Genomic DNA, 23,544 nt, shown 5'->3' with positions numbered 1-23,544 from the left:
ACTGATTCCACTTCTACTATTTTATTTGAACATCTGTTAGATTCATTTACAATAAACATCCAAATATAATAAAAGTGCGCGCTCATAAAAACGTAAAAACGTAAGAACGCGCACTAGCAAGAATACTTAGCAAAAACTAGCAACAGCTAGAACAGCTACTTTTTAAGTTGCACAGTCTCGTGATCCCTGCCCATCTTAAACTTAATACCTGCACGCTGCCACATGCGATATTCGCCAACCGCAGTAAAGAGAACATCCGTGGAAGAGTTAAGTGCAGTTTCGCAAGAATCCTGAATAACGCCAATAATAAGACCAATAGCAACTACTTGCATAGCGATATCGTTTGAAATGCCAAATGACGAGCATGCAAGAGGTATAAGCAAAAGCGAACCACCTGCTACACCAGATGCGCCTGCAGCAGAAACTGCAGAAAGTACAGAAAGAATCACAGCCGTTGGAATATCGACGCGAATACCAAGCGTGTGAGCAGCACACAAAGACATGATAGAAATAGTTATAGCAGCTCCGCTCATATTAATAGTTGAACCAAGCGGTATTGAAACAGAATAATTGTCTTTGTTAAAGCCAAGTTTTTCACACAAATTCATATTTACAGGAATATTCGCAGCAGAAGAACGCATGAAGAACGCTGTAACACCCGAATCGCGCAAAGTTCTAAAAACAAGAGGATACGGATTCTTGCCAGTAAGCATGAAAACCAAAATAGGATTAAGAATCAAAGCAACAACAGCCATAGTGCCTACTAACAAAGCAATAACGAAACCATACTCGCTAAAAATACGAAGACCATTACTTGCAACTGTTGTATAAACAAGACCCATAATGCCAAAAGGTGCTGCGTTAATAATCCAGTGGACAATTTTTCCAATAGCAGACGAAATGTTATCGAAAAATGCTTTGGTGGAAGGCTCAGCTAAGCGTAACGCAACACCGAAAGCAATTGCCCAGAAAAGGATACCAATAAAGTTACCTTTAACGAGAGCATCTACAGGATTAACAACAATATTTAGCACAAGCGAATTAAGCACCTCACCAATTCCTTGAGGAGACGGCGAAGACGCTGCTGCAACATGAGCAAAAGTAAAATCAACAGGGAAAATCATAGCCGCACATACAGCTACAAGGCTTGCAGTAAACGTAGATAGCGCGTACAGCCCTATTACCAATTTCATGTTGCCAACACTTTTTGCTTGCGCAAGTGCACCAATAACTAGGCAAAATACCAAAATTGGCGCAACAGATTTAAGCGCGCTGACAAAAAGCTTTCCCATAAGATCTAGCACATAGACGTGAGCTGGCACAAAAATACCAAGCGCAGCACCGAGAAAAAGACCAATTACAATGCGTAAAATAAGGTCAATGTTATTCCATTTTTGAACAATCTTGTGCATGAGAGTCTCCTGTATAGTAATTTGTGCAGAATATTTTATACTCTTTTACGTGTATTAGCACTTGCAAGATTTTATTTTTTAAAGATTATACATAAGGATGCATATATATGCAAATCGTTAAGGTTTAATGTTTCGATGTTTCAATAACTTAGCAGCTCAGTGACTAAACGCTTCAATAAGTGCTTTGTAAGCAAGATAACTCTTAAAATATAGTAAGCAACAATAACTTCCCGTGTAATCGCAAATTAAAATAGCAAAATGCCTCACTTTGCGTAGTAAAGAAAGACGCAAAGTGAGACACATTTTACATTAACTTCATTATGCTGATTAACTCAATACTCAGCAAACTTACTGAATACAATTAAGCAAACATTAAGCAGTTCTAAAACTAGCTGATCTGCAATAACCAGACCAGCTAGCAAATATTTTACTTACTACTGTGACGAGAAGTACCACGACGCTTAGTTGAGAAAAGCGCAGCACCAGCAGCACTAAGAGTTGCAGCAAACAAGCCAAACACAGACACGTCACTACCAGTCTTACTAAGCTGAGCAACACTACCACTCTTCAACACCTGAGCGCGCACAGAAGCACGAACATCAGCCGCATGAGCCTTAGCAGCAGCCAAAGCCTTACGAGCAGCAGAAAGATTCTTAACCGCAGCATCAACTTGAGCCTGGGTAGCATTCGGATCAGCAAGCACACGTTTAGCTTTAGCCAACGCCTTCTTATACACATCCAAATCAGGAGCTTCACCAAGCAAGTAGGCAAACGACTTGCTAAAGTGAGAATCATCATCAACTTCAGCTTGCAATACCGTCTTATTAACACCATTCAAAGCATCTTTAGCATTCTTAAGATTCTTTAACGCAGTATTAACAAGAGCTTGACGATCTGCTTGAGACTTAGCAGCAAGATCCACACCTTTACCAGCAGGATCAGCTAGCTTAGATATAAGCTCCTTAGCATCTTGCAAAGCCTTATTATATGTTTGCTGCTTTTCAGCAGTATCATACGCGTATTTTACAGATTCTTTCACACTGTTCTCAAGAGCAATCTCAGCTTGCAAATCAGTAATATCAACACCATTTAGTGCAGCAGCTGCGGTTTGAAGCTGTTTAAGTGCATCATCAACCGCAGTCTGCTGCTGCTCAGGAGTATTCGCTGATTGAGCATTATTTGCATCAGCAAGAGCAGACTCAGCAGCCGTAAGAGCAGCATCATACGCAGATTTCTTATCCTGAACAGCATTCGTATACTGTACGGACTTCTTCAAAGAATCGGCTTTGTTAACTTCAGCCTGCAACTTAGACGTATCTACAGTTCCATTAAGAGCGCTAGAAGCAGTTTCAAGCTTAGTCTTAGCATCGTTGATTTCTTGCTCAGTCTTGCCCTGAGGATTCTTCAAGATATCTTGAGCAGCTTGCAAAGCCTGATCAAACACAGTCTTCGTTGCATCAGAAGCATTCGTGTAAGCAACAGTCTTCTTCTTCGACTCAGCAGCAGTCACAGCCGCCTGCAAAGCAGAGGTATCGTGACCATCCAAACCAGTAACAGCATTATTAAGCGCAGAAGTAGCATCAGAAATTTCTTTCTCTGTTGCACCAGCTTTCTTTACAATGCTTTCTGCAGAGTCTATAGCATTGTTAAGAGCATCTTGCTTCTCAGCAGAAGCATTCTTATAAGAAACATCATTCTTCTTATCTTTTGCTTCTGCAAGCTTTGCCACCAATTCAGTCTTGTCGTTACCGTCAAGAGCGTTAATGGCATTAGTAAGTTGAGTTAATGCAGTATCAACAGCTTGCTGCTTCTGCTCAGGAGTCTTAGTAGACTTAACATTCTTAGCTTCAGTAATAGCAGACTCAGCCTGTTGCAAAGCCTTATCGAACGCAGACTTCTTTGCTTCAGAAGCATTCTCATACTTATATGCGTCCTGAGACTTAGGAGTAGTAACACCGGTCAACTTCTTAGCATTATCAACCGCTGTCTGAAGCTCATCAGTCTTAACTTTGCCATCAAGACCATTAATCGCATTATCCAACTCGTCTTTTGCATTACTGATCTCAGTATCTAATGCGCCAGCCTTCTTTTCAATTGACTCGGCATTGCTTAAGGCTTTATCAAAATCATTCTTCTTTTCTGTAGAAGCATTCTTGTAAGCAATTTCAGATTTCTTTGACTTTGCTTTCTTTATGGCATCATTCAAATCAGATTTATTATGACCATCAAGAGCATCAATCGCTTTGCTTAACTTAGATTCAGCATCATTAATAGACTGCTGTGAAGCATCTTTTTGGTCATAAACTTTCTTTGCCTCAGACAGAGCAGTATCAAAATCATTCTTCTTTTCTGTAGAAGCATTCTCATACTTTGGATTCTTCTTCTTAGAAGAATCATCCTGACCCTGCTTATTCTTGCCTTGCAATTCATAAGCTGTCTCAATTTCAGTCTGAAGCTTTGACTTGTCAATAGTATTGCCACCGAGATCCTTAACAGCTTTCTCAAGAGTTTTACTAATCTCGTCAACTTCATCAGCAGTTTTGTTCTCAGCAGAATCAGTCTTAACAAGATCTTCCGCAGCCTTTAACGCACTATCAAAAGCAGTCTTCTTATTATCCTTATAATCAGACTTTGCTGTAAGAGTAGACTTCTGACCATTAACAAGAGTTACAAGATCCTTGAGTGACTTCATTTTGCCGTCAAGATCTTTAGCCTTAGTAACAACATTATTGATAGCAGTTTTCACCTTATCAACAGTATCTAAATCACTCTTAGGGTCAGTTTCAGGATTTGCAACTTCTTCCTTAAGAGCCTTCTTCTGTGCATTATTAAGATTCTGAAGATTATCTATTGCAGTATTCGCATCTTTTCTAGTCTTTGCAAGCTCAGCTTCCTGAAGAATAGAATCAATGTCTTGTATAGAATCGGTATTTTTATCATCCAACTTTGCATTGAAGTTCGTAGCTTCTTGATCAGTAAGATCACCATGCTTCTTCAGATCAGCAATCTTCTTCTTAGCTGCAGCTTTAGCATCCTCAAACTCAGCATTGTTGAGAATCTCTGCAACTTTATCAAGACTATCGGTCTTACCTACCTCGTCTTGATACTTCTGCTTATCTTGTTCGTTGAGATTAGTCAACTCACCAATCTTCTTCTTAGCATCAGCCTTAGCCTTATCAAGACCTTCTTTATTACTGTTATCAGCAGCAGTCTGATTCTTATTAGCCTTTTCTTTAGCCTCTTGCTTTATATCATTTATAGCATTTGCATCAGTTGCCTTCTGAATCTTCTCAATAAACTGCTGCTTATCTTCAGGCGTAAGATTTTTATAATCTTCACCATTGCTAATTTCATCAATAGCAGCCTGCTTTTGCTTCTCAAGCTCAGCTTTCTTCTTAGCTTCTTCAGCTTGCTGATTAGAAGTATTCTCCTCCTGAATAGCTTGCTGCTGCTTTTGGTCGACAGCAGTATTATCAGCATTCTGCTGAGTTTGAACAGCCTGCTTTTGCTTTTGGTCAACCTCTTCCTGCTTGTCATCAGACTCAGTCTGCTTCTGCTGATCCTGCTTCTTCTGGAATTCGTTTATCTTCTCACGAATCTTTTCAGGATCAGTTACACCTTTCAGCTGTTCATCAAGCTCTTTTTTCTGCTTATCATCAAGACCAAGATCCTTCTTAGCCTTATCAATCTGCTTTTTATTATCAGATTCTTCTTTCTTCTTATCAACAAGCTCGTCTATTTTCTTCAGAAGCTTATCAACGTCATCTTGTTTTTTAATACCGTTTTTATCCGATAAAACATCTTTATCTTTAGATATTTCATTCTTAAGTTTATTAAGCTCATCTCCAGAGAATCCCTTATCTTTCAAAGCTTTCTCTATTGCATCATCAATCTTTTTCTTTTCGTCTTCTGGATTAAACGCTGGTCCATCGGCATAGAAAAGATCATCTTTGGATAATGTGAAGTACAAATCATCATTATTCCAAGTACTACTAGCACCTCTAATCTCAATACCACTACTTCCATGCACAATGTTAGTTATACCAGGTTTACCCCAAACATTAATTTCTAATCCGCTAGTGTCACTCTTTGGAGTGAATATACTTGCCTGTTTTTCCAAATCCCATTTATTATTGCTAGCTATATTGCTACCACCAGTTGCAAGCGGTTCAGTATGATTAATTTTATTAAATTCTGTTCCTTTATTTTTCCAATTATAATTATCAAACATGAAACGCCGAGCTGCATCAGCCCAATTATTTCCATCGATATTATTAATATTGGTCACCTTAATAGGAGTTATATTGTACGTATACTTTCCAGTAGTAACTTTATGAGTTCCTTGCGCAGTGCTTTTACCTTGCGTATAAACTAGACGCTCGCCGCGAATTTTTACAGTACTATCATCGCTGAACGTTATTGTTGTAGTACCATCTTTTCCTACATTAATAGCATTAGCGTCTTTCTTAAGATTTTGATTGAGATCTTTATTAGCTTTTTTGATATTATCTTTAATTGCATTTTGTTCTTGAGAAGATAAATCTTCAGCATTCTTTACACCAAGTCTGCTTGGCATAGCAATTTTCACTCGCTCAGATAAAGATGGTATCTTATAAACTAATAACGTGTGAGAAATAGTATCTTTTGAGGGGAAGCTATTTTCGTTATCCTTGTAAGTAATTGTTGCATCACCATTAGCTGCAATCGAAATGTTATTTTTATTATTATTTATAGCATCAAGGAATCCATTTACATTTTTATTAGCATCGTATATAGAATCCTGAACTTTTTTGATGTCATCAGGCGAAAGGCTACTTGTATTCTTCACACCAATAGGTAACCCGTATAACGGCGTAAACTTATCCGCAAGTAAGCGCTGCTTCTTTACAAGATACTTGCCTTCAAGCTTTTTAGTTGAATGAGTACCAGTTGCATCCTTGAATGTGATTGTTGCATCACCATTAGCAGCAACATCAACCTTTTCTATAAGATCCTTAATCTTACTATTAGCATTCTTAATAGCATTTTCAACTTGTTTCTTCTCTGTTAAATCAAGAGAAGACGGATTCTTCACAGGAGTCAAATCCGGATACGTAATTTTTGTGCGCTCTGACAATGGCACGTAGCGTTTAGTCAGATTCTCCTTAGAAATAGTATCCGTAGAGTTATCCTTGTATCTTACCGTTGCGCTACCATCGTTATTGACTTTTACAGCCTTTTTGAAAGCCTCTTCAGTTTGAGTCTGTTCCATACCTTTAAGCTTTTTCAGCACATCGGTATTACTCTTATTAGCATTCCACAGCTTTGTAAGAACAGCCTTTTTCTCATCTTCTGAAAGATTATTTCCATATGTCGAAGAATCAACTTCTACTTTATCTGTAGGATAAGTAAGTTCCAATTCTTGTGAGTATTTTGGCAACGTCGGCGCAAGCGCAACCTTACCAGCAGTGTAATGCCAGTTGCCCATCACCTGGTACACACCTGCAGCAAATTTCAAAGGCTTCGTTTTATCATTCAGTTTAATAACGAAGCTAATCTTAGACTTTCTATTGCCTCTACTCTCCCAGTTAATAATCAAGGCACTAGTAGCGTCCTTATATTCCCTAGAAGTACCGAGAGTATTACCAGATTCGTCATAACCACCGGCTTCACCGGTCATTCTTTCCCAGTTATTCTTAAATTCAGTGCCTTGCTCTTTATTATTATCAAACCAGAAACGGCTGGCAGACTGATTCCAAGACTCCTTTGTATATGTTGCACCTGTTTGTTGAGAAGACGAATCACCAGTCAACTGTTCATCTTTGTACAAAGTAATTTTATTATCTACAATGTCAACACCCTTAGGCACACTCGCCCACCAGAATGGTCGACCACCCCACCATTCACCCTGAGAATTAAACTGGTACTCAACCTTATAATATTGTCCGTAAGTTTTTCTGTCTGCTGTTTCCTTATTATCGTTTTGTTTTTCATCGCATGGCACTAGTTTAATATCCACATACCTCTGCGCCTTTGTAGAAGAATCGCGATTCGCATACCTATAGCTACCATCAGGAAGATTAAAACCATTAGCCCAAGCTTGATGAGTTGGCAAACCAGCACCACAAGCAAGCAAGCTTGCCAATGTTGCAGTCACAGCAATTTTCGGTAAACGTGAAACCGCATACGACTTACATGCTTCTAAACGAGTTCCACTTATCTCTTTCGCCATTGAACGAAGTGTACTCGGCTTCAAATACGCGTAATTCTTAGACACATGTAAAGCATTTTTAGCAGCTTGTGTTTTCTTAACCATTAACAGTCCTCACTTATATATTTTCTCTTCAACTCGCTCTGCAGACGTAAACTCACATCTTGTAAAAGAGCTTGTTAATAGAGCAAAGGATACCCCCCCCCCCGCGTAATAATTCAAGTAATATAGGCAAAAACTACCATGCGATTAAGGTAACAACTATATTCAATATTAAATATTACAAATAATCATGCGAGCGCCGCATAGCTAGTGTTTGGCAACTGCGGCAAAACAACAATCAAACCGGCAGTAAAAATCAGCGCGAGTATAGGCAAAAGCTGCCATTGGCACGTAGATGAGAATGCAAATCCAATCCAAGAACCAGTAGTAGCACCAATCGCAAACGCAAGGCGCGCCCAACCAGAAAACTTAGCGAGCGCACTTCCTTTAAACAGAATCTGACGCGCAACAATAATCGGCTCTACTAGTAACATTCCACCAATCGCTTGAAGGAAGAATGCGAAGCACATCATTGGCAAAAGATTAATAAACATAAGGCAATAAGCGAGCAAGCTCACAGCAATACCTAAAATCGCTACTTTTCTTAAACCGAGTTTTTGAGAAGAGTGCGCATATAAAACGGACGCGAGCACGCTTCCTACACCAGTGAAAATATACAGTATTGTTAAAGATTGAGAGCTATATTGTTTACCGATACCGAGAAGAATATAGGAAACAGAGCATGCAGGAATAAAAGCAACCAAAAGAGATCCGGCAAGAAGCATGATTTTACTCTTGAGTGATGGATTCGTAGATTGCTTATCTGTAGATTTGGAATCTATGCTATTTACTTGAGTTGCTTGCGATTCTTGCGATACTTCCTCTGCGTCTTGCGGCACTTCCTCTTCTACGCAAGACGCTTGCGCAATGTCTTGTTTCATAATAAATCGCGTAGCACAAGCCGCAAAAGAAGTCACGGACGAGAAAATCAAAACCGCAGGAATCGACCAGCTCGCAATCCACGATCCTAATGGAGAGCCAAGTAATGTTCCTGTAATACTTGCCAAAATGCTCACAATGCCGCTGTAGTTTACAATCATGCTGTCGTCGCCGCCTGCAGCATCAACCTCGAAAACTTCGCTAGCAATATCAATCACTTGACCTGTAATCAACAATGCACAAGAAAGAGCTACAAGCGACCACTTCCACGCAGGAGAGCCAAACATAAGAAGCGGCAGCAAACCGAGCACGCCTTCTACGCCCTCAGTCATAGCAAGAGCGCGAAAACCGCCAAGCTTATCAACAATCCAACCAGAGCATGGCGAAAGAAAATCGGCAACCGTCATAAAAGTCTTACGAAAACCAATCACCCAAGCCGGCAAACCCACAATAATAATAGAAGGCAAAACCGATCCTTCATACGCTTGATTACCAAGCATAGAAAAACAGAAGCCAACCAAAGCCCATCGCAATGCTGGACTAATAGATCTCATACGAATAAAAATATTATTCCGCTTACCAATAGCCTTCATAATAAGCCCCTTATAAATTACATTAATTGTGTTGACGAATCGACATTATTGATCTACGTTTTCTTAGACGACCTATAAGTTCAGCAGGAAAACCATGACGAATAACATGAAAACGTTCCAATCCTGGTGCGACAATTTGCACAACACTAGGATTGCATTTCATCGATTTACGCTCATAGTGGAATGCGTCACGTTTCCATATATCTATTCCGTACTTATGAAGATCATTTACTATATTATTTATCTGAATTTCTATGTTAGGAATAGATAAAGTGTCACGTATATCATATGACACTAATTTTTGTGAAAATTTCCCACTATCCTGTCTAATTTTTTCTAAGAATAAAGCTTTCTTAATATTTGGATATGAATGTACAAGATGTTTTAGTCTTTTGGATCTATCACGTTCTTCAGGATTAGAATAATCTTTATCTGCACATAACTCTTGCCATAACTCAAGAAGCGAACGATATGTTGCGTATCCTAAAAATTGCGATGCGCCGCATCCAAAAGTAGGAATTTCTTCTCTATCTGTCTTATAACATATAGATAGCACCACTGAGCCAGACAAAGCTGGAATCGATACAATATACACCTTGTTACCAGTTGCGCTCTCAATAGCCTGTTTTATTTCTTTCAATAATTCACAATTAGGAATTAAAAACTCTACGCATACATCATCAAATATATTAGAAAGAAGAATATTAGATGTTGCATCTCGTTCAATAAGTTCATTAAGCGCATGCAAAGTCGCTTCTTGGATAGAAGCACCTGCGGCCCATCCATTATTTGTATAGTAGCAACGAATTAAATTTTCATCAATAGAAGAAAACTCACCAGTAGACTTTCCACCGCAGTATTCTGGTGGTAACGAAGCAATAGCATTATCACTCATACTATAAAAAGTATAATCAGTATTTTTGCTTGCTGAATTAGAAAGATTAAGAATCGCATCTCCTTTTATTCGAAGAGATGATGAACAAGAATACAAAACAGACTGATTCGAATATACTATATGTTCCAATAATTCATATAAACCGCTAGTTAGAGATTCAAGCCCAAGACCTTTACCTCTAGCGGATTCTAAAACAATATCTGCACAATCAGCCTCATCTAAATAAACACACGAATCCAAAATACAAGTAGTGTCTAATGCTGATACTTCAACACTCCATTGCGATACTTCAACACTCCATTGCCACTTCTTTAAGGCAAATACCTCAATAATTGATGACAAAGAATCCATCAATGTAAATTCTCGTTCAGGTGAAACAAAATTAACCATAACATATCTTTTCACAAAATAATGCTGGCAATTGTATTACAAAATAACAAAACCGCCAGCATATTTATTTCAATTTTCATCATCGTCTGGTATTTCACCAACAAAGAAATCACTCATACTAGTAAGATGTGGAGTGCTGTGTTCAGTTCCAGTACGTCCCATAATATTCACCTTTCAATAAAAAATAATAACTCATTTAATTTCCTTTTAAGTTCATTTAAGAACTCATTTAAGAACTTTGGTAAAAGATACTATTACTTCTTACAAAAAAATACAATACAGTTATAAGTCATGAATACAAAACAGTAACAAATAATAAATTTTATTAATTATTTTAAGAAAGACTTATAGTAAATTATTGTATACTATTCTTGTAATACTGTATATCTTGCCTAATCGTTTCTAGCGAACTTTGTGTGCCCACATGTCTTGCGTAGGTTTTAAGTAGTCTTTTTTGCATGTTTTGACCGCTTAATTATGAATGGTTTTACCTAAGATCGTAAGGAGATAGTAGCCATATGTGTCTAATTTGCACTTTATTAGCTATGCTTGGAGTCCTGGAACACAGATTAATACCGTCGCTACAATTTTGGCCGGTGCTGTGGTGACGCTTCTAGTGTTCTGGAAACAACACAAGACAAGGTAGCAGTAAAACTATACTTTTCATACACAGAAGTAGCAGCGGCAACAACCGCAAAAGCAGACAACACCATCATGCGCATTTAATGTCGCCAACAATATTCCCTCATAAACGAAGCAATTACCTGCAAATCTTTGCCTTCATAATATTCAACAAGCAACTTTTACTACGCACTCATAAATGCCACGAATCAACTGCCCACACTCAGTTTTTAAGGACACGAAAGACGCGAGAGCAAAAACCGTTTTTGCAAGACATCTCATTCAATCATTTTTACCGGGAGAAACAAGTCCTGAAATGGCTCACCAGATTGGTATAAAGCTGTATAAGAATATACTTAAAGACAAGTACGAATTTGTCTTATCTACTTACGTAGATAAGGGCATATCCACAATCACATCATCTTCAACAATGTAAATATGATAACGGGTAGATGCCACCAGTCTAATAAGAAAAGCTGTCATCAAATCAGGTATCAAAGCGACAAGTTATGCAAAGAAAACAACCTACCTGTCATTGATGAGTTTTACGAAAGTTACAAGAAGAAATATAAGACTAACGGTAAATCTTGGTATGAGAATAAACAGACAAAGCGTGGTACTTCTTGGAAAAGCAGGCTGCAATTTGATATTGACAGAATGGTAAAACAGTTTAAGGATTGGGATGATTTTTTAAAGAAAATGGCTAATCTTGGCTATGAAATTAAGTATAGCAAACACATTGCTTTTAAACCGAAAGATAAGCCGAGATTTACAAGATCTAGAACAATCGGAGAAGATTATACTGAAGAAAGGTAAAAGGAAGCAAAGGCTATGAATATTGGGCAATGATATGTACCCCTTTTCTGGACTGCTAGTGAAAGGAGTACATATCATAAAATAAAGTCTCTGTCTGTAGTACTACAAACAGAGATTCTGCAATAGTATTTTTTATATTTAATCTATATCGTACGTGCCACGGTCTTCGGCAACCATAGAATCAGTAGGCTTACGCGCATAAGATACTGTTTTAGGAAGAGATGATTCCTTTGTAAATTTTATTTCCTTCCTCCACCGAACAGACTCTATAGATTCCGCAAGTGCAGCCTTTTCCTTTATCGGCTTACCTGAATAATGGTACATTAGGTACCTTGTATCAATCACAATTCCTTGGATTCGTTCATAGTATTTTTTGTTGCATCTCCAGTCGCCAATTGCCTCACCAATGTTTCCAACAAAAGACGTCAGACTAAAATAGTTCTTTGCCATATTGTACGGCATGATGAAAGCATTAAATAGAGATTTCGCATCTACATTCTTATTCTTTTCCAAATATTCGCCATATGTAATTTGCTTATTGATTGACAAACCGTTAGGCAGATGGTTAGGAATCCCAGTCAAACCGTATTTATAGTACTTAGCGTCAAGAACGTAATATTTATCGTTATATACCATGATTGTATCCGGAATCAAAGGCTTCTTTTCTTTGTATTTGCCGCAATCAAGCAACCATCTTGAACGAGGAAAATATTTATTTTTGTCCTTCTCTCCAAATGCTCGATCAATTAATTTTTCCCACACATGATCAAAGTCATCTGTACCAAAGTAGAATTGCTTATCTGAAGTCTTCTCATACATATACTCAAGCATGTCATTCATGCTACGAAATAAGGATTTCTTCCTATCGTCATTTGTAGTAGCAAGCTTGTTTTGGACAATTCTTATTGACGTCTTAATATCCGGATGTGACCCTGATTCCTCTGGCATATAGGGAACATACAGCCATCCAAGTCTCTTAAACGCTTCATACACACAGAATCTATTGATCTGCGTTATTTCTTTCGTGTCATTTGGAGTTGAAGATCGAACTTCAAACTGTGTAAACACAAAAGAACTCACACCATTTCTGCTTTGAACAAGAGGCATTTGCTTTCGTGCAGTTCTTGCCCAATCCTGCTTACCAGTTGAAGCAGTAGTATATACTTGCTCTTTCTCAACATAATAGGCGCCACCAATTGAAAAATAATATTCTATAACATTTTTATACGCATTGATAGGGAAGCCTACTAATTGTGGTGCTGTAAACTTATTAATTGCCAATAATCTGTCATCTTTTGTTGTAAATTCAGATAACACTTGTATTAAATGCTTTATGTCTGTTCTAATTTCAGCATCGGTTTTTGGCAACTCATATCCGATTGGAAAATAGACCATAGCATTATCAGAATCAGCTTTGATACCAACAAAACGATCACCATCTTCATTTGTGTTAACATGGCAGTGTTTTTTAATATCAAATTCCTTGATTGACTTTGATGCTGAGTCTAAATCCATATAAATCACCGACTTAATCTTCTTCTACATTAGCAAATGCATCCCTGACATTATCTTTAAACACCTTAAAGCGCTCAGTACCACTGGCATACATAAAAGCATGTATTACTTGTTCAAGACTTTGATATTCATTAACCTCAAAAATAATTTCACGGTTGAATTTAAATGCATCATCCCAAAGATACTTTATTACCTTTTCAGGGAACTTCCTATTTTGTCGCATTGCATCACGAATCACTGCAATTCTGGACTTCTCATCATCGGTAAGAGAGCCACTGGTTTCTTTAACACGAAGAGTGTCATATTCTTTCAGATCTCCCATAGTATCATCGTATTTAAGGTCATGAACATGAACAAAATATGCTCCAAGTCTCTTATCCTCCGCAGAAGTCATCCTTGTACTATTCCCAACAACAATCTTATTGATTTCAACGCAGAAATTTTTCCATGTTATTCCAGTGTCAAGGATTTCTGCATCAGCAAGCGAACTGTCGACACTGGCAAAATCGTTCTCGATAAGACGCATATCCCATCTGCGCTGAAAAGCTGTATCTAACGTGAAAACATTTTGATCTGATGTGTTCATCGTACCTATGATGGAAAGGTTTGAAGGAATACGAACCTTTTCTGTTTTTCTATCCTTGCCGTACATCTCCTCAGCAATATTCATATTTGTAATACCGTACTCACTTGTACCGATGGGATATCCGTTGTCATCAATATCACGAATTTCTACTTTACGGTCAAGCAACTGGAACACTTCTCCGAAGATAGCAGGAGCGTTACCACGATTAATCTCTTCAATAATAAGGATGTACTCCTTGCTCGGATTGTTATATGATTCACGAAGGATATTCGTAAAAGGTCCAGGAGTAAACTTATAACTTACTTGTCCATCATCTGAAACTGCTGGAAGAATCTGTCCAATGAAATCTGAATAAGTGTAGTCAGGATGAAATACAAGTCTTTCTACAACACTTCCAGGTTTGCAATATTCATGCTCAATAGTCCAACTCTTACCAGAACCCGGAACACCATATAGAAGAATATTACGCCCACTTGCAACGCGATTATTTTCAAGCGAATCTTGTCTATCGGTCTCTTTATCTATATTTGCATCCTCGAAGCCTATTATTTTTGTGGCTGATAGCTGCAGAAAGGTTTCTACCCTTTTTTGATATTCCTCTAGATTATTAAACTGACCTTTTAATATCTGAACATCTCCATTATGGCCCTCAAGGTATGGGTTTAGTCCATCCGAAAGCAGAGATTTAAGTATTCTTAAAGAACCTTTAGCTTCTTCATCTCCATTTAAGTCTACATTATTTTTAGTTTGCATTAGTTTCTTATACACGTCGTTTTGATTAAAAATAACATCATTAGTACCATCAACTAATTTAAAGATTGCGCCTTCAGATATTGCAGTTAACAAGCGACTCAATCGAGTCTCTATCTGCTTATCATAATTAATATCAACACCAATCCACAAAATCAAAATACGTACATAAGCATCCCAATCATTGTCAATTAGAGTATCGATAATGTCAGCATTGACCGTATAGATTAATTTTTTGGGATACCTTATTCCACCTGTCCTTTCTGCACCAGCAGTTTTATCTTCATCAATAAAGCTGATTTTTGCTAACTTCCAAATTAGCTCAAAGGCTACTATTAGCGATTCCATTTGAGACTTAAATAGTGAATTATTATTTATAGCATCTATTACTGTATCAATGTTAATACCATCTTGTTTACAAATTTGTGCTAGTTTATTTTTAATAGCAGTTTTCAAATTTGGATTAATTACTATTTTGTCTCCACTTTGCACGGAATACTGAAGCTCAGCAGACTTAATAGAGCACTCCCAAAACAAAAGTATTAGCGCGACAGCACTCTTAACATGTGGGAGCGAAGATTTAATACCAAGCTTTAAATCCAATGCATTATAAACGGACATATTATCTGGTCTATTCATCAGTGTTTCCCTCCATAATATCATTTTTAATTACTCTAGCGATTGCTGATGCCAATAGTGGCGGAACAGCATTACCAACTTGTCTCATTTGAGAACTCTTACTACCAATGAATATGAATTCATCTGGGAATGACTGTATCCTGGCCGCTTCTCTTACTGTTAATGCCCGATTTAAAAAAGGATGAGTAAATTTGCCTGAAGAAGGTGTATCAAATCTTGTTGTTATCGTGACGGATATATCATCTTTTTTCATTCTGGTCCACGTACCACTATATATGGATTTAGTCAGATGCTCTTTTGGTAAAACTTCTTTACCGGCATTAGGAGGAATCATTCTCAATCTTTTTAATGAAAGTGGAGAGTGTTTTGTTGCCTTATGATTATACAAAAGGTTAGCATGTCCACGTAATTTTTTTTCATACTCGCTTTGAGGCGCATATCTGTATTCTTGCACCTCATCGCCTTCTCCTGATTCTAAAAATGCCAAGTCGCTAATTGCGTCCCATATAGTTACTTTCTCATTCAGCGAAGATGGTAAAGACGGAGCAACCCCATTCATTTTGCCAATAATAACTGCTCTTTTTCTATTTTGTGGTACTCCAAAATCCGCGGCATTAAGTACTCCATGCTGCAAAAAGTACCCCATAGCATTAAATAGCGTCTCAATTTCATTAAAAAAATAACCTTTTTCAGCAGTAAGCAGGTTTGGGACATTCTCCATTACAAAATACTTAGGTTTTACAAGCTCAACTACCTTTACATAATATTCAAATAAAAAATTTCTTTTATCGTAGATTGTTTTCCGCTGACCTTTTTGCGAAAAGCCTTGGCAAGGTGGCCCTCCTATAATGACGTCAATCTTATTTTTATATGTTCCAAAAACAGCATCCAAATCAAGAGAGGTAATATCACCAACGACCATTTTTGTTGTTTTATGATTTTTCATATAAGCGTTTGCAATGGATTCATCATACTCATTAGCTAAAAGAACACTGAATCCTTCTTCTTCAAAGCCTAACGATAATCCTCCTACGCCTGAAAATAAATCTATTACCGTTGGTTGCATTTATTTGCCCTCTATCCTAGATTTAGCAATGTTGTAGTATTCTGAGTTTAATTCTATACCTATAAAATTGCGACCAGCTCGTTTTGAAACAACTCCCGTTGTTCCAGAGCCCATAAATGGATCTAGAATATTATCACCAGGGTTGGAAAGTATTTCTACAAAGTGCTGCATCAAACTTTCTGGCTTTTGCGTTGGATGTTTTCCATATTTTCTTTCGCTATTCGGAGTGACGGATGTTTCTATAAAATCATGAAACATAGCTCCACCATTGTTAAATGTTCCAGTCTTTGTTTTATAAGTGAAATACACCCATGCTTCTGTAGAATTTACAAAATGTAAATTCATATTTCTGGGCATAGGGTTAGTTTTATGCCAAATCCCTGTTGTCTTATAGTAAAATCCATATTCCTCAGCTAACTTTATAATCGTTTCAACTTTTATAATAGCCATAAACACAATCATAGAGCCACCCTTTTTCATGACTCTAGAAGATAGTTCAAAAAAAGACTCCATGGATTTCTTCCATTCCTCAAAACCCATGTCATCCCAACCTGCGGCAGCAAAAAAATTGTCTCTCATCTTTTTTAGATTAGTATCTCTAGTTTTCATAAAACTACCAAGATTATATGGCGGATCTGTAACAATTAAATCTATTGATTTTGCCCTAAGATTATCCATAGCAACAATACAGTCATCGTTGTAAAGTTCTATTTTAGACAATATGAATCACCCTCCTAACTTAACAGCTACTCTGCACTTTCTCCACTGGCAATCCATTTATCTAATTCCGAGCGTTTAAATTTCCAAAGTTTTCCTATTTTATATACTGGCATATCTGGTTTTTTTCTTATCCAGGTTCTCAGAGTGACAGTTTTTATCCCCAAGTATTCTGCCGCTTCATCAATGCTGATATAGCTTTCTTCATTTTTCATCTGTGTTATACCGCCTCTAAATTTTCATCACTACAGACCTAATTACCATTATATCTGCTTTTTATAAAAGGTCAATGTATTTGGTTGCATTTGGATATATTTCATTATATTTGTATATATTACTAGATATTTTACATTATAAGAAATTGCCTATCTTTGACGTTGTAGCCTGTGAGCAAGTCGTGTGTACCTTTTACCGTTAGTATCCTGTGCACTCGACCCTAGAGCGTCGACATGTTCCCTCATACAGCCAAAACACACCCAAAAACCGCGAGAACCCAGCTTAAATCCACCGCACGCTAAACCTTTTAACGATAGTCCTCGCTAAGCCTTTCTACACAAGGGCAAATTTGCACCCACCTAATCAGCCTTTGACATCAAAACAACAGTCTCAACGTGAGATTGAGAGACAAATATGAATAAAAGTTAATAGTTTTCAAAAGCTCGCGCTCGGGAATATCTGTGGGAATATAAGCATAACTAATACGTTAAGCTATTCACTACAAATCTAAACTATTCCTATCCAATAGGAAGTCGAATAAACTAATAGTAAGTATTCCATCATCCAAAAAGGTTTTATTCTATCTTTTACGATAATTATTTTTTCTTAAATGAATCATCAATATATAACAAGGACGCTTTTTCTTGATGTATCTTTTCGATTGAAGGAAGGCTATAGGCAGATTGAATATAATATCTTTTACTTCCAAGATTAGCTATGAAATCAACTTCTAACTGTTTCTTGATGCCTTTATTATTAATATTAAACGTATATTATATCTGTGAACAACATCTCGTAAACGTACGCCTCTTCCTATTTAGAATTATTTCCATTTCGGAATTTAATCTAAATACATTATGAAGAATAAGCTCATGGAACTCAACGCTATTTAGAAATCTATCGCAAAAAAGTCTCTAACCTCACCCAAGCTAGCCGTGGACACTCTTTAGAATCAATACATCGCGTCCACTCCACTTAGGAGTTGCAAAACACGTACATGTATGATGTCATCCATCTAATTAGTCTCGCTGTCTAGTCGGAAAATTGTTTTACTTGCTTGACTTAATAAGCACGATTGCCCAAGCGATAAGAATCAGTTCCATTGCAATGGCTACTCCAAGCAGATGATATAACTCCATAATAGCGAAAGCTGCAATAACTGGAACCATTACGTTTGTTAGAATAGAAACTAGCTGCATTTGCTTACGACCGTTTGAACATTTACTCATTTAGATGCCTTCCTAGTAAGCTGGTGCATTTAGAATCACCAGGGTCTCAAGTGGACGATAATATAATAATAATGCTAACGTCCACTGATGAAATTCAACTATTTGAAACTAACGGTGCTAAAGTACCTCTCTCACTAATTAACAAATTATCATAGTTGGCGTAAATGGCATTCTGAGTGACGGTGGCACCATTCACGTCAAGAGGACGAATACTGTCATACTTTTTTGTTACAACGTACCTGTCACCTTATCATTCTTCTTTTTTCACATTCATTCTGCCTTACCCATTGGTAAGTAGTAGATTTTACCGTCTTTAGAAATCAATTGCACATCCTCGGCATACAGGTCAGAGGTGTCCTGCGGATGTTTAATGGATTTGACTGATGCTTGAGCCGTTATCATATCTACTGTTTTTTTGTTAATCGCCCTAAAATTAAGGTCATCATCAAATAATCCAGGAATAAAATGAATGACGCGATCGATTCCATCTCTTTTACGCTTGATCTCATCTGTATCAATGCTTAAACGATTTACGGATGTCTGATGCCAGCCAGTCAATAATGCTTGAGTATCTTCCACCTGCTTTGTGTATGTCGGCAAAAGCGCTAGGCACTGCTTTCTTGAGACAGCCCCCAGATGAAGCGTATACCTCAAGTCGGAAATCTTATACAGCACATCAAGCAATGCTTTTTGGCATGTATACCAGTTTTGCGCTTCTTTTAATTCCTTTTCATAAGATGCATAATCCAGGTCATTTTTCTTTGTAAAGCCCGCTAAAGTTAAATTAACCTGACCAAGTAACTGAGTACATTCTTCTTCTAGATTATCGAGCTGCGCAATCTTTGACAGTCTCAATTCATCATTCTCAAGGATCTCTACTTGAAAGTCGGCAATTTTCTTAACATGAGCAACAAGTGAAAAAACCCGACTTCGAAATTCGTTATCTTGGAAATCAGATATTTTTGAAATTCCATCACGGATTGATCCAAGCTCTGCATTTATCTGCGTCATGTAATACTGCCCAACAACAATTGATGCCAATCCCATGGCTACACCCACATTATTCGCTACTACATTTTTAGCTTTAACCGCTACAAGGTTTGCATGACCCTTGATTCCATTAGCACCAAAATAGAGTCCTCGAACCGCTCCTTTCATAGCCTTAGAATTGGTAAGTTTAGCACCAGCCGGGATTATAGCGCGATACAAAACCTCGCTTCCCGCTTTTGCAGTTTGGACTGCATTGGAACCTGCTATACTAGCCTGCACCAATCCGGAAAACAAATTGTTCACACGCCCCAGAATTTTACTATCAGTTATCTCCACCAGCTTACTATCATCAGATATTGCTTCTACCGGAAGCATTTCCATCTGAATGACAAGTTCATCGAGCTTTTGATTTGGCTGAGATAATTTACTTGTTTTCTTTACTATCATCGCACTATTATTCAAATCAGAGCTATTCTCGTCTTCGGGAATATTTGTTTTCTTTAGCCTATTAATTAGGAAAGCAGCAATCATCACCACTGCCACAATACATATGCCAACTACAACATACTCTATATTCAAAGTTCCTCCTTTTAACGTTCTATAATAGGAATAGTAAATTTTGCGAATAAATCAAGTCTCACCAATCTTGATATCTATCTCACAATCACAACTACCCGACATCTAACCCGGCAACTCCATTTATTGACATCTATCTTGGCAACTCTACCATCACACTCTTGGTTGGTTCTCCTTTAGATAAATTTCCGCAGAGTGTTTTGTCTGCCCGATTCCGAAATCCCCCGATTGCCAGAAAACCGCAGCGTTACCGAGCTTTTGCGGCTATTTTCCTGTCACTCTCACATTCACATTCGCTGTTTTTAATCTTTTTTCCTATATATTAATCCAATACCTTCTTGTTGTAACATTTCCTCTTGATAAGCTATTTTTCACTTTATTTTCCAAAATTCCACCATTATTTTCTATAACTTTTATCGACCCAATATTGTCATCATCACACGTAATCAAAACCTTATGTAGATTCAAAGTCTCTTTACAATATGTAAGTGCCATAGAAAGCATTTTTGTTCCATAGCCCTTCATACATTCAGACTGTCTAATTTCGTATCCTATGTGACCACCATAGTTAATTAAAAAAGAATTTAATTCATGCCTAATATTAATTTCACCAATAAATTTTTCATTATCTATCAACCAAAATGTAGTAGCTCTAACATAATTTTCAGGCAAATTTATACCATGCTCATAGTTATAAGAACTCTCTATAATTGTCTCAGGGTGTATAAAACGTCTTTCTGCATTCGGCCTAAAAATTTCATCTTCTTCATTTGCTTCTATATAACTTTGGATATATTTACTATCTGGTCTAATTAATTTCATAAGTTCTCCTTATTCTCAATATGCAATTCTAATAAGAATACAATTCTATTAAAATTAGAATCCATAATAGTCTGTTTAGCTTTAATAGTATTACTATTAAAAAAACCACGCATACAAGCTTTATTAAAGAAAAATTTTTTAATTTTTTCTTTCAATTAGTGCGAGCTATTCGCATCCATAAAATTTTTCTTTTCCATAACGCACAGCTTCTACTAGAAAAATAATGTATGATACAACCAAATATACAAACAAAAAGTGGGTGCACTTTTTAACGATAGGAAAAGCTATCGTTAAAAGGTTTAAGATTGGCTTAATAGCTTGATTCTTGAGCATAAAAAACAGCCTAGAGAGGATTTCCCCCCCCCCTAGTCTGACTTTTGTAACATTTCAAACGCTCACATTCTTTTTGGCTTTTACGATGCCCTTTCAATATACACACTAATCTCTGATTTAAAAGTTATACTGAACCTGTCCTCGTAAACTTTTATTTTCTTGATGTACTTTCTTACCAGCTCCTCATCATACTCACTAAGCTCGTGACGCTCACTTTTCAGAAAATCTTCCATTTCTCTGATTCGCCTTTTAGCATCTTCTTGACCTGCTTTTTCTATAAGAATCTGCTGTTTCTTAACCTTAAGCTCATCAATCTCATCAGCTATTTTCGTGTAGTCTTTTTTAGCTTTGAGCAAGGTTAATGAAACCTGTCGTGATGGTTTTTTGTAAAAGCGCATCACCTGCTAGCCTTGGAAACTACAAGCTTCAAGGTCTGCTTAACATTCTTTTGCATTTCCATCACCTCGCTTTCTGTTTCATCTTTTACAAAAAACGAAAGATTCTCTTTTAAGAGCAATTTGTGTAAAATAAAGACGTTATGTACGAAGGCAACTCTCCTTGAAGGCAGCTCTCCTTTTAAGCAACGTATTGGACTTTTAGAGCGCAAGATTAGAGTAGTTAAAGAGAATAGTTATAATGAAACAGATTGTCTCAAATGGTCTAAACATGCATTTTTGAATCTATTTATGGTTTTTAATATCAAGAAGATAGCCTGCTTCTGGCAAGAGAAAACCTTCTTGCAACATAACTGGGATAGTACAGAAGAATTACGTCAAACTATTCATACTTATATTGATTTTTACAACAACCACAGAATTAAAATGGGGCTTAAAAGACAATTAGGGAACATCGTGCTATGATTGCACAAAATGTCTAAAAAATTGTCCTAAGCCCCTTTTGTTTTCAATGTCAAGTAATACTAAATGTTAAGCTTTTTTAGCTTAACTACAGCAAGTTTTCCTTGGTATTTCAACGAAAACTCGGGTTTTTAGACACACTTTTGCCGCTTACCCTCAAAAATAGTTCCTTCATTAGGCAACGACATCGTTGTCATCAAAGCAAGCACAAACATAAGCGGACCGAGCGCATTCCCATACGTTTTGAACATCGCACCAAAATCATGGCCGAATACCACCATCGACAAGTAAAGGAACATAAAATTCACAGCTGTAAACATAACCAACTTCAGCACGAACATAAGAACTTTGTACATGAGAATATCCTCCTCACTCACTCCACGGAGTCGCACACCAAATAGCAGAAGCTGCTAAACATGCAGCTAGGCCCACAGCTCCACCTCTAAATGCGGCTGAACCAGCTACCTTTAAAATATACATAGCAGCTTGCTTCCAAAGCTGCTTTTCAAGTAACTTTGTGAAAGCACCATGAAATACTCCAGCAAGGGTGCCTAGCCCAGTAGCATTAATTATACATTTAGCATAATCCTTCGAACGCACTGCATGATTATCATTAGACGAAATCTCACCAACAGATGCATTTGCATTGAGCTTATGAATTAAATTCTCAAGCACTTCTTTAGGAACATGAGAAAACTCCCCTGCTTGTGTTATATTCCATTTTTTATTAATTTCATTAAACTTGAGATACCTTGAAAAAATAATTTCAAGACGCTTAGCATAATTATCTATATTCGCATCACTGACATTGCTTTCTACAACACTTGGTCCGTTATCCACTATCTCACTAGCTTGAGCAGTTGATACCAGAGAAATACAGGTTGATAATGCTGCAACAACTACAGCAATAGACTTAAAAATATGACATTTCATAGAAATTCTCCTTTGTAATTACAATATATAAAAGACCTATCATTAGGTTTAGTACTCATCTTATTACATGATTTTTTGCCATACAATTGTTGTTGTTATTTTTGATAACACATAAAATGTATAAGGTGTTCTCAGTTTTACTTATAACAAATAGAAATAGGGTTATTACCCCAAATACTAAATTATGCAAATAGACTACAATTAGAATACTCTAATGAAACTAACCTAATCTACTGTTGTAATTAAATGATGAACTCTTGCAATAATCCCATTGGTAGTGTATGTAGCAACAAGATGGTTAAGAATGGTAAAACCAGTGCAAAGAAAACACGATGGATTGAGAGAACTACTATATGGCTACACTTTTTTTGAGTGCACACTATTGATAGTGGGTGCACTTTTTAACGATAGGAAAAG

16 protein-coding genes and 1 pseudogene are annotated in these 23,544 nt (G+C 37.1%); 2 read left to right on the top strand and 15 right to left on the bottom strand.

Annotated elements, in window-relative coordinates; genetic code table 11:
* Positions 1 to 155: 155 nt before the first annotated feature.
* The 4 genes from sstT to HXT57_RS02440 all read right to left on the bottom strand — a co-directional run bounded on the left by sstT (position 156) and on the right by HXT57_RS02440 (position 10,461).
* Positions 156 to 1,412, bottom strand: a complete 1,257-nt coding sequence (sstT, locus tag HXT57_RS02455; RefSeq protein ID WP_103013954.1) for a serine/threonine transporter SstT — start codon at positions 1,410 to 1,412, stop codon at positions 156 to 158.
* 427 nt (positions 1,413 to 1,839) lie between these two features.
* Positions 1,840 to 7,707 (bottom strand): sugar-binding protein, encoded by a 5,868-nt coding sequence (locus HXT57_RS02450; RefSeq protein ID WP_415697765.1) that lies wholly within the window; start codon positions 7,705 to 7,707, stop codon positions 1,840 to 1,842.
* Positions 7,708 to 7,892: 185 nt separating this feature from the next.
* Positions 7,893 to 9,176, bottom strand: a complete 1,284-nt coding sequence (locus HXT57_RS02445) for an MFS transporter (protein WP_415697764.1) — start codon at positions 9,174 to 9,176, stop codon at positions 7,893 to 7,895.
* A gap of 22 nt (positions 9,177 to 9,198) precedes the next feature.
* Positions 9,199 to 10,461: a YcaO-like family protein gene (locus HXT57_RS02440; protein ID WP_421783670.1), complete on the bottom strand. Its 1,263-nt coding sequence runs from the start codon at positions 10,459 to 10,461 to the stop codon at positions 9,199 to 9,201.
* A 791-nt stretch (positions 10,462 to 11,252) separates the two neighbouring features.
* Between HXT57_RS02440 and HXT57_RS02435 the strand changes: the two are divergent.
* A pseudogene (locus tag HXT57_RS02435) lies at positions 11,253 to 11,895 on the top strand (relaxase/mobilization nuclease domain-containing protein); the annotation flags it as partial.
* A 141-nt stretch (positions 11,896 to 12,036) separates the two neighbouring features.
* On the opposite strand, the gene HXT57_RS02430 reads toward HXT57_RS02435, so the two are convergent.
* The 9 genes from HXT57_RS02430 to HXT57_RS02390 form a co-directional block, all read right to left on the bottom strand.
* Positions 12,037 to 13,413, bottom strand: a complete 1,377-nt coding sequence (locus HXT57_RS02430) for an LlaJI family restriction endonuclease (protein WP_421783668.1) — start codon at positions 13,411 to 13,413, stop codon at positions 12,037 to 12,039.
* A gap of 13 nt (positions 13,414 to 13,426) precedes the next feature.
* Positions 13,427 to 15,388, bottom strand: coding sequence for an McrB family protein (locus HXT57_RS02425; RefSeq protein WP_288868296.1), 1,962 nt, complete (start codon positions 15,386 to 15,388; stop codon positions 13,427 to 13,429).
* Positions 15,381 to 16,454, bottom strand: a complete 1,074-nt coding sequence (locus tag HXT57_RS02420; protein WP_033888671.1) for a DNA cytosine methyltransferase — start codon at positions 16,452 to 16,454, stop codon at positions 15,381 to 15,383. The genes HXT57_RS02425 and HXT57_RS02420 overlap by 8 nt, the downstream gene beginning before the upstream one ends.
* On the bottom strand, positions 16,455 to 17,174 hold the full coding sequence (locus tag HXT57_RS02415; RefSeq protein WP_004110918.1) for a DNA-methyltransferase: 720 nt from the start codon (positions 17,172 to 17,174) through the stop codon (positions 16,455 to 16,457). It abuts the gene before it with no gap.
* 26 nt (positions 17,175 to 17,200) lie between these two features.
* Positions 17,201 to 17,386 carry a helix-turn-helix domain-containing protein gene (locus tag HXT57_RS02410; RefSeq protein WP_004110921.1) on the bottom strand — a complete coding sequence of 62 codons (186 nt, stop codon included), beginning with the start codon at positions 17,384 to 17,386 and terminating at the stop codon, positions 17,201 to 17,203.
* Between the two features lie 1,050 nt (positions 17,387 to 18,436).
* A complete protein-coding gene (locus tag HXT57_RS02405; RefSeq protein WP_421783666.1) occupies positions 18,437 to 18,616 on the bottom strand; it encodes a hypothetical protein in 180 nt (59 codons plus the stop codon).
* Positions 18,617 to 18,886: 270 nt separating this feature from the next.
* The gene (locus tag HXT57_RS02400; RefSeq protein WP_415697806.1) at positions 18,887 to 20,185 is read right to left on the bottom strand and encodes a hypothetical protein; all 1,299 of its coding nucleotides are present in this window, start codon (positions 20,183 to 20,185) and stop codon (positions 18,887 to 18,889) included.
* Positions 20,186 to 20,497: 312 nt separating this feature from the next.
* On the bottom strand, positions 20,498 to 21,004 hold the full coding sequence (locus tag HXT57_RS02395; RefSeq protein ID WP_415697807.1) for a GNAT family N-acetyltransferase: 507 nt from the start codon (positions 21,002 to 21,004) through the stop codon (positions 20,498 to 20,500).
* A gap of 413 nt (positions 21,005 to 21,417) precedes the next feature.
* Positions 21,418 to 21,735 carry an integrase gene (locus tag HXT57_RS02390; protein ID WP_415697810.1) on the bottom strand — a complete coding sequence of 106 codons (318 nt, stop codon included), beginning with the start codon at positions 21,733 to 21,735 and terminating at the stop codon, positions 21,418 to 21,420.
* A 288-nt stretch (positions 21,736 to 22,023) separates the two neighbouring features.
* Here HXT57_RS02390 and HXT57_RS02385 point away from each other — a divergent pair, with 288 nt between their 5' ends.
* Positions 22,024 to 22,197 carry an IS3 family transposase gene (locus tag HXT57_RS02385; RefSeq protein ID WP_415697811.1) on the top strand — a complete coding sequence of 58 codons (174 nt, stop codon included), beginning with the start codon at positions 22,024 to 22,026 and terminating at the stop codon, positions 22,195 to 22,197.
* A gap of 128 nt (positions 22,198 to 22,325) precedes the next feature.
* On the opposite strand, the gene HXT57_RS02380 is transcribed toward HXT57_RS02385, so the two are convergent.
* Complete coding sequence (locus HXT57_RS02380; RefSeq protein ID WP_410310504.1) at positions 22,326 to 22,550, bottom strand: hypothetical protein; 225 nt, start codon at positions 22,548 to 22,550, stop codon at positions 22,326 to 22,328.
* Between the two features lie 13 nt (positions 22,551 to 22,563).
* The gene (locus tag HXT57_RS02375) at positions 22,564 to 23,127 is read right to left on the bottom strand and encodes a hypothetical protein (protein WP_410311171.1); all 564 of its coding nucleotides are present in this window, start codon (positions 23,125 to 23,127) and stop codon (positions 22,564 to 22,566) included.
* Between the last annotated feature and the right edge of the window lie 417 nt (positions 23,128 to 23,544).

This window comes from Gardnerella sp. KA00771 (assembly GCF_049244045.1).
In the GTDB taxonomy this organism is placed as follows: Bacteria; Actinomycetota; Actinomycetes; order Actinomycetales; family Bifidobacteriaceae; genus Bifidobacterium; species Bifidobacterium swidsinskii.
Note: the sequence above shows the minus strand (reverse complement) of the source record. Positions and strands in the feature narration are given on the sequence as shown.